General features: G+C 39.2%; 13 protein-coding genes. 7 read left to right on the top strand and 6 right to left on the bottom strand.

The window, feature by feature from the left end:
* Positions 1–8 precede the first annotated feature (8 nt).
* Positions 9–1,475 carry a recombinase family protein gene (locus tag CPRO_RS02300; protein WP_066047441.1) on the top strand — a complete coding sequence of 489 codons (1,467 nt, stop codon included), beginning with the start codon at positions 9–11 and terminating at the stop codon, positions 1,473–1,475.
* Positions 1,465–2,004 (top strand): manganese catalase family protein, encoded by a 540-nt coding sequence (locus tag CPRO_RS02295; protein ID WP_066047438.1) that lies wholly within the window; start codon positions 1,465–1,467, stop codon positions 2,002–2,004. Before CPRO_RS02300 ends, CPRO_RS02295 begins: the two co-directional genes overlap by 11 nt.
* A 129-nt stretch (positions 2,005–2,133) precedes the next feature.
* Here CPRO_RS02295 and CPRO_RS02290 read toward each other — a convergent pair whose 3' ends face one another.
* The 3 genes from CPRO_RS02290 to CPRO_RS02280 all read right to left on the bottom strand — a co-directional run bounded on the left by CPRO_RS02290 (position 2,134) and on the right by CPRO_RS02280 (position 4,994).
* Positions 2,134–3,360: an aspartate kinase gene (locus CPRO_RS02290; protein ID WP_066047435.1), complete on the bottom strand. Its 1,227-nt coding sequence runs from the start codon at positions 3,358–3,360 to the stop codon at positions 2,134–2,136.
* A gap of 15 nt (positions 3,361–3,375) precedes the next feature.
* Positions 3,376–4,278, bottom strand: a complete 903-nt coding sequence (gene thrB, locus CPRO_RS02285; protein WP_066047432.1) for a homoserine kinase — start codon at positions 4,276–4,278, stop codon at positions 3,376–3,378.
* 272 nt (positions 4,279–4,550) lie between these two features.
* Positions 4,551–4,994 (bottom strand): ACT domain-containing protein, encoded by a 444-nt coding sequence (locus CPRO_RS02280; RefSeq protein ID WP_066053614.1) that lies wholly within the window; start codon positions 4,992–4,994, stop codon positions 4,551–4,553.
* A 670-nt stretch (positions 4,995–5,664) separates the two neighbouring features.
* Here CPRO_RS02280 and CPRO_RS02275 point away from each other — a divergent pair.
* The 5 genes from CPRO_RS02275 to CPRO_RS02255 all read left to right on the top strand — a co-directional run bounded on the left by CPRO_RS02275 (position 5,665) and on the right by CPRO_RS02255 (position 10,410).
* Positions 5,665–7,224, top strand: coding sequence for a hypothetical protein (locus CPRO_RS02275; RefSeq protein ID WP_066047429.1), 1,560 nt, complete (start codon positions 5,665–5,667; stop codon positions 7,222–7,224).
* A 14-nt stretch (positions 7,225–7,238) separates the two neighbouring features.
* Complete coding sequence (locus CPRO_RS02270) at positions 7,239–8,333, top strand: pyridoxal phosphate-dependent aminotransferase (RefSeq protein ID WP_066047427.1); 1,095 nt, start codon at positions 7,239–7,241, stop codon at positions 8,331–8,333.
* Positions 8,334–8,404: 71 nt separating this feature from the next.
* Entirely contained in the window at positions 8,405–8,800 is a 396-nt protein-coding gene (locus CPRO_RS02265; RefSeq protein WP_066047422.1) for a hypothetical protein, read from the top strand.
* A gap of 22 nt (positions 8,801–8,822) precedes the next feature.
* Positions 8,823–9,737 (top strand): tRNA modification radical SAM protein MnmL/YtqA, encoded by a 915-nt coding sequence (gene mnmL / locus CPRO_RS02260; protein ID WP_066047418.1) that lies wholly within the window; start codon positions 8,823–8,825, stop codon positions 9,735–9,737.
* Positions 9,738–9,807: 70 nt separating this feature from the next.
* On the top strand, positions 9,808–10,410 hold the full coding sequence (locus CPRO_RS02255) for a DUF4364 family protein (RefSeq protein WP_066047414.1): 603 nt from the start codon (positions 9,808–9,810) through the stop codon (positions 10,408–10,410).
* Between the two features lie 291 nt (positions 10,411–10,701).
* Here the strand turns inward: CPRO_RS02255 and trmB are convergent, their stop codons facing one another.
* The 3 genes from trmB to CPRO_RS02235 form a co-directional block, all read right to left on the bottom strand.
* On the bottom strand, positions 10,702–11,337 hold the full coding sequence (trmB, locus tag CPRO_RS02250) for a tRNA (guanosine(46)-N7)-methyltransferase TrmB (protein WP_066047411.1): 636 nt from the start codon (positions 11,335–11,337) through the stop codon (positions 10,702–10,704).
* Positions 11,338–11,405: 68 nt separating this feature from the next.
* Entirely contained in the window at positions 11,406–13,004 is a 1,599-nt protein-coding gene (locus CPRO_RS15165) for a hypothetical protein (RefSeq protein WP_066047408.1), read from the bottom strand.
* A 517-nt stretch (positions 13,005–13,521) separates the two neighbouring features.
* Positions 13,522–14,016 (bottom strand): CYTH domain-containing protein, encoded by a 495-nt coding sequence (locus CPRO_RS02235; protein WP_236782372.1) that lies wholly within the window; start codon positions 14,014–14,016, stop codon positions 13,522–13,524.
* Positions 14,017–14,110 lie beyond the last annotated feature (94 nt).

The raw sequence follows: 14,110 nt of genomic DNA, 5'->3' as shown, positions 1-14,110 counted from the left end.
GTCTTTTTATGATTCTTGCTGCTGCTTACATACGTGTTTCCACAGATGAACAAATGGATTACTCACCCGCTGTACAGCTGGAAGAGATTCTTTCTTATGCTGAAAAAAATGGATTTCAAATACCAAATGCGTTTATTTTTAAAGATGAAGGAATATCAGGAAGAAGTGCAGAAAAACGACCCGGATTTCAAGAAATGATTCGTCAAACACGAAAAAAACAAAACAAAATCAAGTACATTATTGTACATAAGTATGACCGCTTTGCCAGAAATAAAGAGGATGCAGTCCTATATAAAGCCCTGTTAAAAAAAGACGGCGTAAAGGTAATCTCTGTGAGAGAACCCATCCCGCAAGATGATAAATTTGCAGTTATTTATGAGTCTATGCTAGAAGCAATGGCTGAATATTATTCATTGAATTTATCGGAAGAGGTAAAAAAAACCATGGTAAAAAAGGCCCATCAGGGAGAATACCAAGCACCCCCACCCTTCGGATATACCATGGAAAACAAGGTTTTAACCCCCATTCCCGAAGAAGCAGCTATGATCCGTTTTCTCTTTGAAGCTTACGCTTTGGGAAAAGAAAGTATGTATTCCCTCAGTCGGCATCTGAACCAAATGGGCTTTCGTACCCACCGTGGTGGCCTTTTCGAAAATAGAACAGTGCAATACATTTTAAATAATCCTGTTTATAAGGGTTATTCCCGCTGGACACCAACAGGGCGAACTCGTAGAGATTTTCATAATCCTGATAGCGTGATAGCAAAAGGTACTTGGCAGCCATTGGTTTCGGAAGAACTTTGGGAAGCTGCCGCAATGCGTACAGCAAAAGAAAAAAGAACCCACTATTCTCATAAGCGTCCGGAAACAGAAGGAAAGCATTGGATTAGCAGTATGATTAAATGCTCTGCCTGTGGCTGCAGCCTATCTATCTCGGGAAATTATAAAAAAAAGGATGCTTTCCACTTGCAATGTGGAAGGTATAACCATGGTCAGTGCCATATTTCCCATTCCCTATCTTCAAATCGTCTTTTTCCGGCACTCTTTGAATCACTGCAAGAAGTGACCATTAGAAACGAAGGAAGAGAGAAATATCATGCAACTAGGCATAAACTAGAAATTGATGAGACAGAATTCATTGATCAAATGGTTCGTAAAACAAAAGGAAGATTGGCAAAAGCAAAAGAAGCATACTTGGCAGGTATCGATTCCTTAGAAGAATACAGAAAAGTCAAAATGGAAACCGATACCGCATTGGAACGGCTGAATAAAAAGAGAACTACATTAAGTCAGCGGCAACACCAAACCTTAGGCAATACTTCTACCTACGATAAGCCCTTAGATATAGTCTCCTTGCTACAGGACGAAGAGGTGAGTACAGAGGGCAAAAGAGCGGCATTTAAAGCAGTCGTTGAAAAAGTAGTCTATAATAAACCCAACGACAGCTTATCACTATTTCTCATTGATGAAGAATGATACCCTATTGGAGTATGGTGGACCTGATGGCGAACTAGCTGCAAGTTTACGTTATCTCAGCCAGAAATTCACCATGGTCACTCCCGAGGCAAAAGCTACCTTGAATGACATTGCTACGGAAGAATTTGCTCATGCAGAAATGATGGCAACCATCTTCCATCAATTAACCCAAGGTCTAACTAAGGAACAAATTATCGACTCCGGTCTCGATGCATATTATGTAAATCATGGTTTGGGCATTTATCCTGCATCCGCAGCTGGTGTCCCCTTTAGTGCATGTGTATTGCAATCAAAAGGAGATCCCATCACAGATTTATATGAAGACATGGCAGCAGAACAAAAAGCCCGCAGCACCTATGAATATCTTATTGATTTAACCGATGACCCTGACGTACTGGCACCCCTTCGCTTCTTGCGTGAACGTGAAGTTGTTCACTTCCAGCGTTTTGGCGAAGCTTTGGATATTGCCCGTGATTATTTGAATCAGCAACACTATTTCTTTATGAATAAATATGGCTGTGACGATTAATCTTCCTTTAATTAATTTAGGATGAAATCAAAAATAAAATAGTAGTATACCTGAAAATAACCTCATATTTAAAAAGTCAGATAAAAAGGTACCCTTAACAATACTTAAGGATACCTTTTTATAATGGAATCAGTTCTTTCTCATATTAACTGAAGCATTCTTAAACTTATCGTGCACTGCCACCATTGCAGTATCAATATCTGTTTCAGAAATCAATACAGTTATTTTAATTTCTGATGTAGAAATCATGTGAATGTTCACTCCTGCATCATACATCGCCTCAAAGAACATTGCTGCTACACCAGGGTTAGTCGCCATACCTGCACCAACAATGGATAACTTGGCAACACTATCATCGTGAAGAATGGTTTCAGCAGTTAATCTATCTTTATTATCTTCTAATGCTTTTAAAGCAATATCTAAATCATCCTTGCCAATTGTAAAAGAAATATCTTGTTTACCGTCATGACCCGTTGATTGTAAAATAATATCGACACTCACCTTTTCTCTCGCCATCAAAGCAAAAATTTCAAAAGCCTTGCCAGGTTCATCTTTGATTCCCATAATTGAAATTCTGGATACATTTTTATCTGCCGCCACACCACTAACCAGCATTCTTTCCATCTTACATTCCTCCTTCACTTCTGTACCTTCTGCATCAGTCATACTTGAAAGCACCGATAACTTTACATTGTATTTCTTTGCCACTTCAACCGAACGGCAATGCAGAACTTTTGCCCCCAAAGATGCCAATTCCAACATCTCGTCATAGCTAATTTCATCAAGTTTCTGCGCATCCTTTACCACTCTGGGATCCGCAGTATATACCCCATCGACATCTGTATAAATTTCGCAAACATCCGCATGTAACGCCGCTGCTAAGGCAACAGCAGAGGTATCAGAGCCGCCTCTACCTAAAGTTGTCATATCTCCATGGGTACTTACTCCCTGAAATCCCGTTACAAGAACAATATTTCCTCTCTCCAGCTCGTTTTCAATACGCTCTGTTTGAATCTTACGAATTCTTGCGTTACTGTATGTATTGGTTGTTTCAATCCCAACCTGAACGCCATTTAAAGATACTGCTCTTCCACCCAATGCGCTGATTGCCATTGCCATTAAAGCAACAGATTGTTGCTCACCGGTAACCAGAAGCATATCCATTTCTCTTCTGCTTGCTTTGGGATTGATTTCCTTTGCTTTAGCAATCAACCCATCTGTTGTTTTTCCCTGTGCAGACAAAACAACAACTACGTCATTTCCCGCTTCTTTCGCCTTCAAAATTCTTTTGGCAACATTAAAGACTCTCTCTGCATTGGCAACAGAACTGCCGCCATACTTTTGCACAATTAACATCGTTCTTTCCTCCTGTTATTCTGTCTCAACCTTTGCACCCTCTAAGTCGGCCTTTAAAAGCGTCAATTGCCAATGGTCGGGAAGGGTTTTTAAATAAGCAGACATGTCTTTTTGGAACTGATTTGACTGCTCTTTCTTTACCATAGCCATAAGTGTAGAGCCTGCACCACTCAAATAAGATGCCAGCGCGCCATACGTCTTGGCCCTTTGAAAAATTTCACCCATGTTTGGAATCAGCTGACTTCTATAAGGCTGATGGATTTTATCCTCCATAGCCATAGACAAATTTTCAAGCTTTCCGCTCATAATGGATGCTACCAATAAAGCACCTCGTGATACATTAAAAACAACCTCACCCCGAGAGTATCCATCAGGCAGAACCCCTCTGGCTTTCGCGGTAGAAACAGGGAATGAAGGTACCATCGTGGCAAAAACCAAATCCTCCGGTAACGCAATGCGTACATGCATCATTTTTTCTTCATCCAACGCACCCACAACCATACTGCCAAAAATTGCAGGGTTTGAATTATCAGGGTGTCCCTCAAGCTTTGCAGCCATTTGGGCAAGCTCTTCTTTATCACAAGGTCTTCCTGCTAATTCGTTGGCCGCAATCAAGCCACCAACGATACAAGCCGCACTGCTGCCCAATCCCCTTACCATAGGGATATAATCCTCCTGAATCAAGTGAATACCAGGCAGAACAAGACCCTTTTGATCATAAAAATACTTCATGGTCTGGTAAATTAAATTGCTTTCATCTACAGGAATTTCAATTTCCTGTTTTCGCTTTACTTCGATTTTTAGCCCTTGGGGAATCGCCTCCACCCAAAGGTGGTTATACAATTCCAGTGCGACACCGATCGAGTCAAACCCAGGGCCCATATTTGCCGATGTAGCAGGAATCTTAATATGTATCATAATACTATCCTCCACTTCTTACAACATGAAAATATATGTTTTTTACAAGAAATTACTTATTCACAAGAGTAATTTGGACAAAACAAAGCTCCTACAAGAGGAGCCAGTCATATCATGAATGTTGACACAAAAGTACAGTTGTAACACCAATCCTGAAAGCCTGTTTGAAAACACACTGTTTTCTCCCGTTGTTTCCTATTGAGACTTAAGCATCTCACAAAAAATTCTTCTCAGCCTGCAAAAATACAAGTACCAAAACCAAGCTTTCAAAGTTATTCTCTGCCGATAATCCGCAAAGACTGTACCCCCTGCAGCCCTTCTATACGGTTAATCAGACGGCTGAAATCTCCTTGCATCACATTTGTTTCAATGGTTATCGTAACATTGGCAATTCCATTAATGGGAATTGTTTGATTAATGGTCAGAATATTTGCCCCCTCAGTGGCAATACCGTTTAATACTGCCGATAAAAGACCGGGGGTATTATCTAAATTTGCAGAAAGAGTAACCGTCTTTCCCCTTGTGTTCTCATAAAGAGGATGCACTGCATCCCGATACTTGTAAAAAGCACTGCGGCTAATACCCACCTTACTTACCGCATCCTGAACTGTTTTTTCCTTCTTGCTTTCTAAAAGATTCTTCACTTCCATTACCTTTAAAAATATTTCAGGCAGCACACTTTTATCCACAATAAAAAAATTTTTATCTTCCTTCACTTTTTCTCCTCCTGTTTTTTTACCGAAAACATTTGTTTTCAATACAAGGAATATACCATATTTTATATTCCGTTTCAACATCTTCAAATTAATTTCTTTATAACTTTCTGTAAATCTGTCTTTTGCACAAAAACAAAACCCTCTCTGTATCCATACAGTGCAAATTGCTTAAGTATTTTACCCTTTTTCGTATTTCAATTTACTCTTATTTCTGTTACAATGAAAATCTAAAGAATCGCTAAATTTAAATACTGTGGGCAAATATAAAAGAAACCTTTTTCCATTGTTAAAAAATGTCCCAACAAAAGGCTGGAAAACTATCCTTTAGATGTGCACACTGATTGAATTAGCATTATAAATGTCTTTCTTGATTATATTTACAGTGAAACGGAAAAACAATACTAAAAGAAAAGATTTTTAAGGTAAATGTTGTTGATTCCCAAAATATAAGGGAATTTATTTTTGCAAACAGTCAATGCAACCTCAGGTAAAGGCCAAATATTCATATTTCCGAAACGAAGTAGAGGGTAACGAGGGTTAAAAGATATTCTCAAGCTCTTCTCAAATTCTTACAGCTATCCCTTGTAAACTTATCACTTATGATGAAAATGATGTAACAACAAAACCTGTAGTCTTTGCATTAAAACATATTCCCAAAAGGAGCTTTTTCATGAAATATGAACAAACCACCCAGACTCGGCACAATCAAATGCTGAACCTGTTTTTAAACGGCTACACCGATATGGTTGCCCATATGGATGCCTACTGCCAAAAAGGTTTAAAGGAAGCAGCCCCTTTGGCTTTCACCAAATGGTATTATACCGCCATTGCAGCGGATACCCTTTTATCCCCCGCCAACATTGTGGGACAGGATTTAAATAGCCAAGATGAGGGCAAGGAATATTTATATACCCTTCGTTTAAGCCCAGAGGGACAAGAACTAAAAAAATCTGATTTTACCCTTCTCACCTACTCCGTAGCGGAACATCCTTTCGTGGAGGATTTGCGTAGAATTACAGATTTTTGTATTCCTGATTGTAAAATGGATGAAAATCTATTTTTTTGGGAAGAAGATAGGCCCATTCTTATAAACAAGCTTGCCCATGAAAGTGAGTTTTATTTGGAATATCTGACACGTCTTGCGTGGAGATTAGGGCTTTTTGTTTATATGCCCGCAATTCATACAAAAAAGGTGCAACGTGCACCCTATTGTGATGCCTTTTTTGACCAAACCAATGAAGAAATTTTAAAAATGGCGGCGGAAGCGGCTTGCGAGCTGGCGTCAGAACGTTTTTCCATTTCAATGGACTTGGATCATGGCATTGCAACACCATCTTTTTTTAAAGAATGCCTGACTTCACCCATTGAAACGGATCAAATTTTTATCCAATTTTACAAACAGGTAGATATTGATATCGAAGAAATTTGGAAAACCCAACCTGCTGATTTGACGGAGGATGATAAAGCAATCATTTCTTCTTTCCTTTTTACGGGCATTATGATAGATAAGTGGTTTATTTTTCCTATGAGCGCCTTTTTTGGCATGATTCGCCCAATATCCTTTACTCCCATTCAGTATTTTAATTTGGTTAATAATTTGTCGGCTTTGCTGATTATGGAGCATAATATCGGTGCAGAGCTTTTTACACCGCCCAGTTATTATTCTCTGACTCCTCTTGGAAAAGCACTTTGGGGAGATAATGGTATTGAAGACGAGAAATATAAAATGCCTGAAAAGCTTCCTTATGAGGAAATTCTAGAAGCTTTGGAGCGGGAAACGGAAATCAATCGTTTTGAACAGGTCTTTTATATGGGCCCCGAAAAGGATATTCTCACAATACAGGTTTCTATGAAAGAGGACCCTGATTTTTGGAAAACCATTGAGATAGCCACAACAACACCATTGGATGAGTTTTGCCGCGACTTAGCGGCTGCTTTTGCCGTGGATGAGGTTACGGATTATCTTCTTTCCGTGCCTGATGAAAACCAATTTCCTGTAGATTACACCCCTCAGGGTTCAAAACGAAGCGTAAATAAAACTACAGAAAAAACCCTTGAGGATTTATACTTGGATAAAGGAACCGTTTTTTCCTTAACCTTTGAAAAAACAAACCAAATTTTACTGGAAGTAACGGATATTTTCCCAGGAGACCCTTTTATTCTCTATCCTCGCATTAAGATGCAGAGTTCTAAAGTCACAGAAATAGAAAAAGTAGATGAGATTTTTTAACAAAGGAGCGAAGGATGATGCAACTGATTCATCAGCATGGCGGAGATTTGGACGCCATTGAAAGAAAATATGGTATTTCTAAAAGTGAAATTATAGACTTCAGCGGGAATATTAATCCTCTTGGCTTTCCTAAAACTGCCGAAAAGTCTTTGGCGGAAAACTTAAGTATTATTTCTACTTATCCCGACAAAAAATATACGGCATTAAGACAAGCCATTGCCAAATATACAGGGGCAAGCACAGAACATATTGTAGTGGGAAATGGCTCCACCGAGCTGATTTCTACCTTTATTCAAACTGTTCATGCAAAAAAAAGCATCATCATCGGTCCCTCCTATTCCGAATATGAAAGAGAAGTGACCCTCTGCGGGGGCTCTTTCACCTATTTTCCTTTGGAGGAAAAGAATAATTTTTTTATCGATTTACCCCCATTACTTCAAACATTGACACCAGAAATCGGTATGCTGGTTATTTGTAACCCAAATAATCCAACCGGCTCTGCCTTCACCACTGAACAGCTTGAAGAGGTACTAAAACACTGTAAACAAATTGGTGCATCCGTTATGATTGACGAAACCTATATAGAGTTTTCCGATAATCTAGAAGAAATTTGTGCCATTCCCTTGGTAGAAAAATTTGATAATCTATTTGTGGTTCGTGGTACATCAAAATTTTTTGCCGCTCCCGGTATTCGCTTGGGTTATGGTGTTTCTTCCAGCCAAAGCTTTCTGGATCGCCTAAAAACAAACCAAGATCCATGGAGTGTAAATAGTCTGGCTGCTTTTGCAGGAGAAAAAATTTTCGAGGATACCTTGTTTCATGTAACCACACAAAAACTAATTTCAGAAGAAAGAAAAAAAGCATATGCAGAACTTGCCACTTGGAAAAATGTGAAAGCATTCCCTTCTGCGGCAAACTTTATTTTAGTGAAGCTCTTAACAGATAAAATCACTGTAGCTGAGCTATTTGAAAAATTAATTCAAAAGAAAATGCTCATTCGTGATGCTTCTACATTCACCTTTTTGGACGAGACTTATCTACGCTTTTGTATACTCTCTCCCGAAAACAACGCTGCATTATTGCAGGAATTAAAGCTTTGGATAGAGTAAAAAACTGACATCATTATTTTTCTCAATCAAGCACATATTACTTTAAAACCAAAGGTTTTGAGGTGATTATTTTGAAGCAATCAATCAGCCATAAAGAACTCAATGGCTATTTAGATCTACTGCGAGACACCATGACAGACGGGCGAAATTTCCCGCCGGCTCATGTACTTTTTTTTGACAGCCGCAGCTTTTATTACTACTTTGCCAAGCGTCCCTGCGGAAATAAAACGGTTGAGGAAATCCTTTTGCAAATGGAAAGTTGTATTCCTTTGGCAATTACCGAGGAAAGTCTTCAGCTTTTTTTATCTGCCTACAAGGAGAAGGATTCCAATTATTTTGCCCATTCCTTTTTAGAAAGCAGTAAAGCAGATTTTCTTCTTTTGATTCGCCACACTGCGGAGGATGAAGGCAAATGGCATGCCGTCATCAACCTATGCGACGGCTTACGGCAAAAAAATCTTTGTTAGACCCATGAGAGGAGTACTCCCAATGGCTCAATACCCATATCGAAGCCTGAATGAATATTACAGAAACTTATTTGGCAAAAAAACGGCAAAAATTTCTTTGGATGGTGGCTTTACTTGCCCCAATCGGGATGGCACCCTTTCCACAGGCGGCTGTATTTTTTGTAGTGAAGGCGGCTCGGGGGATTTTGCGGAGGATGCCACCCTTTCTATCCCACTGCAAATTAAAAAAGGCAAAGCCCAAACGCAGAAAAAGTGGCCCGATGCCTGTTATATTGCCTATTTTCAAGCCTTTACCAATACCTATGCTCCCGTCGATGTTTTGAGGGCAAAATATGAACAAGCTTTGGCCCAGCCGGGCATTTCGGGCATTTCCATTGCAACCCGCCCTGACTGCCTGAATGATGATGTCTTAGCGCTATTGCAAGAGCTTTCCAGCAAAACAAGGCTTTGGATAGAATTGGGGCTGCAAACGGCAAATGAGGATAGTGCAAGATTCATTCGTCGTGGTTATACCAATGATGTGTTTGTGGAAGCTGTAAAAAGGCTGCACCAACTGCAAATTCCAGTCGTAACCCATGTTATTCTGGGCCTTCCTGGGGAAACCACGGTGGATATGTTATCAACCATTCATTTTCTAAACCGCCTACCCATTCATGGCATTAAATTACAACTAATGCATGTTCTTGCTAACACAGACATGGCAGTTCTTTATGAAACAGGAGCCTATACTCCCTTAGAAATACAAAACTATCTGGAAATAGTGGGTGAATGCATCGCCCATTTGCGTCCGGATATCGTCATGTATCGATTGACTGGCGATGGGGATAAAAGCATTCTTTTGGCACCATTGTGGAGCTTGCATAAGCGTGATGTTCTAAATCGACTGCATCAATTCCTAAAGGAAAAGCAAATTCATCAGGGGGATGCCTATAATTGATAAAATTTACTCTATCCTTTTTTGAAATTGTATGCTAAAATATAAAATATTTTGAAAGGAGACCTGAACAGTGGCTGATCCCATTCGACAATTAGCGGAACATAAATTGATTATACTGCATCTGGTGCAAAAGATGGGAATCTCCCTTTCAAACAGCGAAATTTGTCAGTTTTTGTTAAATAAAGAATATATGAATTATTTTTCCGTACAGCAATATTTGGCTGAATTGGTAGATGCAGGCTGGCTGGAAAAATCAAAAGAACATAACAACACTCGTTATACCCTTACCGATGATGGTGAAGATGTTATTAACTACTTTCAAAATCATGTTAGCGAAAGTGTAAAGGAAGATATCAGCATTTATGTAAAGGAAAACAGCAAGCGTATTCGTGCTGAATATGCAGTCACCGCCAACTACTTTCCGGAGTTTAACGGTGATTTTCTTGTGAAATGCGGGTTATGCGATGATGATGGAGCGCCTTTAATGGAAATCAGTGTTTCTGTTGTTTCCAAGCAACAAGCACAGCAAATCTGCAGAAATTGGCGTAAAAACGTAAGTCATTTCTATGGTTCCTTTCTAACATCCTTAGTTGTGAGTGATGACCCGATTCCTACCGAGTTTAAAGCAAGGTTAGAAAACTTTCCAGAACCCAATCCTGAAGAACAAAATTAACTGAATTACATATGGTTGAAATCTTTGCGGCTTATCTCTCTAAATAGATATAGCCGCTTTTTGTTTGCCAAAACCATTGGTTTTATCTGCATTCAAGTTTAAAGCACTTATCAATCCTGAGGGTGTGGTAACAAGCTTTGTCTCGAAAACTTTTCGTTTTACATTAATGCTCATCCTTTCACAAAAATAATTCCCAATGCAACTCAAAAACTTCCATCCAATTAAACTATTTTCATGGCATAGAAAAAGGAGTCGCTAACAACGACTCCTAAAGATGCATTTTGTAATCTATTATTTATCATACCTTGCTTCCAAACGGTAAATAGGCATCCCTTGAGCTGAAAATTTCTCCTCATACTCCGTCATGATGTTTCCCTCAAATTCGCTATTGTGCAAATCCAAAGAAATGTTTGAAAGCTTCCAGTTATCGGCACAAAATTCGTTTAATGAAAACTCAAACAGATTCCGATTATCCGTTTTAAAGAATACTTCAGCATGCTCCCCCATTATCTCACGATAACTCTGTAAAAATCCCCGATAGGTTAACCGACGTTTATACATTCTCTTTTTCGGCCATGGATCAGAAAAATTCAGATACAATCTCTGAAATTCCCCCACCTCAAACAAATCTGAAAGGTTTGCGGCATTTTCCCAAATCAAAGCTAAATTAGGTAACTCCGCATCTGTCCTTCTTGCCGCAAGGGCAACCACTGATTGTTGTCTTTCAATACCAATATAATTATTTTCCGGATATGCTTGGGCGTTCTTTGTAATAAATCCTCCTTTTCCACATCCTATTTCCACATAAATCGGATTGTCGTTTCCAAAAAACTCTGCCCACTTTCCCTTTCTAGTAGGTGCATCCTGAATAACTCTGTTGTTATTCTCAAGCTCTGCTTCTGCCCAAGGCTTCTTTCTGATTCTCATAGCGCTCTCCTTTAATTCTATAAAATCTCATAAAGGTATCTTACTATTGAACGCTTGGAAAGGCAAGTCTATTTCTTTGTAAAAATCCAATAGCCTAAAGCGCCATCATCCATCTTTCTAAATTCACCGAAACCTAGCTTTGCAGCTTTTGTGCGATCTGGTATCTCCTCGGTACCTGGTACACCAATAGAATACCCATCATTTTGAGGCTTCCAAATAAGATGATGGTATTTTTTCATTGCTTTGATCACAAAAAAATCTTTCATCCATGATAGAGGAATCCCTTCCAAGAGTACCATCTCTTCAATGGAAATACATTTCCATGGCGTCTCATCCTCCCCAAAGGGATAAATATTGGTATTCTCTTGCAACAGCTTATACCTCTCCAAAAACTCTTGGACAGTTGCATTCCTATCCTCTACCACCTCTTCAAATGAATTCTGAGGCGAATCTTCCACAGATAACTCCAACTTTTCAGGTTCTTGCAGGGTTGTGCTGACAACTACACTCTTGGATACTTCTTTTTCAGCAGAATCTCCTTCCAAAGTTTGTGCAACCTCTACATTTTCAGTCCTTTGAAGGTTTCTCCGTCCTGCCCGCTCAATCCGCTCCATCTCTTTGGAGGTAAAAATTCCCTCCTCCTGCAATTCTTCAAGCTCATTACGGAACTTCTCTAAAAGGCCCCTGAAACTGCCATGATAACTTTCTTTTTTCGTTTCTTTGGCTAACGCAGGCTCCTCTTTTTGGTTTGCAGTTTCGTTTTTTGCACCATCGTTTTTAATCCCATCTCTTTTCCAATTCACTTTCGGCAGCCCAAAGGAAGGTCCACTCATAGCTATTGCCTCCGCTGCGGCTAGGATTGGTTCTTGAGGTACTTCTTTTATTTTTTCCTCTTCTCTTACTTTTTCTGCATCTTTTACTTTTTCTGCCTCTCTAATTCTTTCTGCCTCTCTAATTCTTTCTGCCTCTCTTATTCTTTCTGCCTCTTTTATTCTTTCTGCTTCTCTTGCTTTTTCTGCCTCTCTTACTCTTTCTGCTTCTCTTGCTTTTTCTGCTTCTCTTACTCTTTCTGCTTCTCTTACTCTTTCTGCTTCTCTTACTCTTTCTGCTTCTCTTACTCTTTCTGCTTCTCTTACTCTTTCTGCTTCTCTTACTCTTTCTGCTTCTCTTATTTTATCAATTCCCTTAAATTTTGCCTCTTCTTTTCTAATTTTCGACTCTTGTTGTGCTTCATTTTTTTGATTGGCAGGTTCCTTGAAATATGTACGCCAATCGGTTTTGCTGACAAAATATGCAGTCAATGGTGCAGAAAACCCTCCATCGGTCTCTGCCAAAACTGCAACTGTGTTAAAATCCTCCACGGTGGCATTGTTCTCCCCTAGACGATCCGGATTGAAGTCCCACTTCAATTCACCATGACCCGCAGTATCAGGCACCAAAACACCGCAGAAAAGGTTTGTTTGCTTCTCTTTTTCACCTGCTATGGCATAAACAGCATATCTTCCTCTGTGAATCGGGCGTAAGCCTTGTACAGTCAGGCTGATTCTTCCCGTTCCATTTTTAATCTCCATTACACAGCTTCCCCAAGGTGCTCTTTGACCCAAGCCATAGCCTGCCGTTTCCTGTCTGAGCATCAGAAACACCTTGTCATATCTTCTATTATACATACTCGGCCTCTCCCCTTCGTTTGTCACTTGTCCATCGCTATAATTTATGCATAGCAATAATAAAAAAGACCATGAAATGAAAAAAGCACCCCAAAAGGATGCTGTAAACCAAACATAAATGAGCGTCTTTGTTTATTTCTGACCAAAAAATGCAAAAGGAGAAACCCAATTTTTGAAGCAAAAGAGATACCATCTTAAATATTCTTTGATAAAAGCATCCCCAAAACACTTTACCTCTTTATTTGTATACGAAGTTGAAGTAGCCGAAATGCACTCATAAAGATGTGCTCTGTACCAAGGAAAGTTTAATGTTATTGGATATCTTCAAAACCTTTAAAAACAGAACAACGCACAGTATATTTTAACCTTCTACTCCATCTGATCTAAGTATCATCCGAGTTATTTTTGTATACTGATTTTATCAATTCCTTAAAATTGAGCACTTAAACCTTCACTCTAAAGTAAAGGTAATCAAATCTTTTCCTAATATGAGTAGATACGTTCTAACTCTTTCTATCTAAACTTCCTCCTTTGGCTTTCCATAAAGGGCAAGTGCTGTATTTTTGTAACCCATCTCCAGCGAAATGTCCTTTCCAAACCACCATGGCGCAACAAAAGTCTCCGCTTCCTCCAGTGTTGGAAACTCCACCTCCGTGGTCATTAACCCTTCTAATTCCCCCTCATAAAGGTCTAGCTCTGCTGTATAACCACTCTCAATGGGGATATAATACCGTTTTTTTCTAATACAATTTCCATCGGTTTTTTTTAGAAGGCCCTCAAATTCATGCTGATTTATCTCAATCTCAAATTCTTCCCTTGCCACATGACCCTTTCCTTTAACCGTCAAAAAAAACTGCTCTTGGCTCTTACGAATGCGTATTGTTGGTTGAAAGGACACATAAGCCTGAATGATCTGTTTGCACAAAAATTTGTCCAAGGAAAAGGGAATCTCCTTGGTTAAAAATTTTCTTTCAATTTCCAAATTATCACCCCATATTGTTTTTTCAAGCATAATTCCAACACTTTAACGTGTCAAGGGCATTCTTGATAATTTTTATCTTTTCGAATATAATAAGTTTGATATGCTTATTTCAATAAAAACGAAT

The organism is Anaerotignum propionicum DSM 1682, assembly GCF_001561955.1.
In the GTDB taxonomy this organism is placed as follows: Bacteria; Bacillota; Clostridia; order Lachnospirales; family Anaerotignaceae; genus Chakrabartyella; species Chakrabartyella propionicum.
The sequence above is the reverse complement of the archived record's forward strand: the minus strand, read 5'-3'. Positions and strand labels throughout refer to the sequence as shown.

Coding starts and splice junctions, on each gene's coding strand:
- CPRO_RS02290 (WP_066047435.1), bottom strand. CDS start 3,360: ATGTTAATTGTGCAAAAGTATGGCGGCAGTTCTGTTGCCAATGCAGAG.
- thrB (WP_066047432.1), bottom strand. CDS start 4,278: ATGATACATATTAAGATTCCTGCTACATCGGCAAATATGGGCCCTGGG.
- CPRO_RS02275 (WP_066047429.1), top strand. CDS start 5,665: ATGAAATATGAACAAACCACCCAGACTCGGCACAATCAAATGCTGAAC.
- CPRO_RS02235 (WP_236782372.1), bottom strand. CDS start 14,016: ATGCTTGAAAAAACAATATGGGGTGATAATTTGGAAATTGAAAGAAAA.
- mnmL (WP_066047418.1), top strand. CDS start 8,823: ATGGCTCAATACCCATATCGAAGCCTGAATGAATATTACAGAAACTTA.
- CPRO_RS02295 (WP_066047438.1), top strand. CDS start 1,465: ATGAAGAATGATACCCTATTGGAGTATGGTGGACCTGATGGCGAACTA.
- trmB (WP_066047411.1), bottom strand. CDS start 11,337: ATGAGAATCAGAAAGAAGCCTTGGGCAGAAGCAGAGCTTGAGAATAAC.
- CPRO_RS02270 (WP_066047427.1), top strand. CDS start 7,239: ATGATGCAACTGATTCATCAGCATGGCGGAGATTTGGACGCCATTGAA.
- CPRO_RS02300 (WP_066047441.1), top strand. CDS start 9: ATGATTCTTGCTGCTGCTTACATACGTGTTTCCACAGATGAACAAATG.
- CPRO_RS15165 (WP_066047408.1), bottom strand. CDS start 13,004: ATGTATAATAGAAGATATGACAAGGTGTTTCTGATGCTCAGACAGGAA.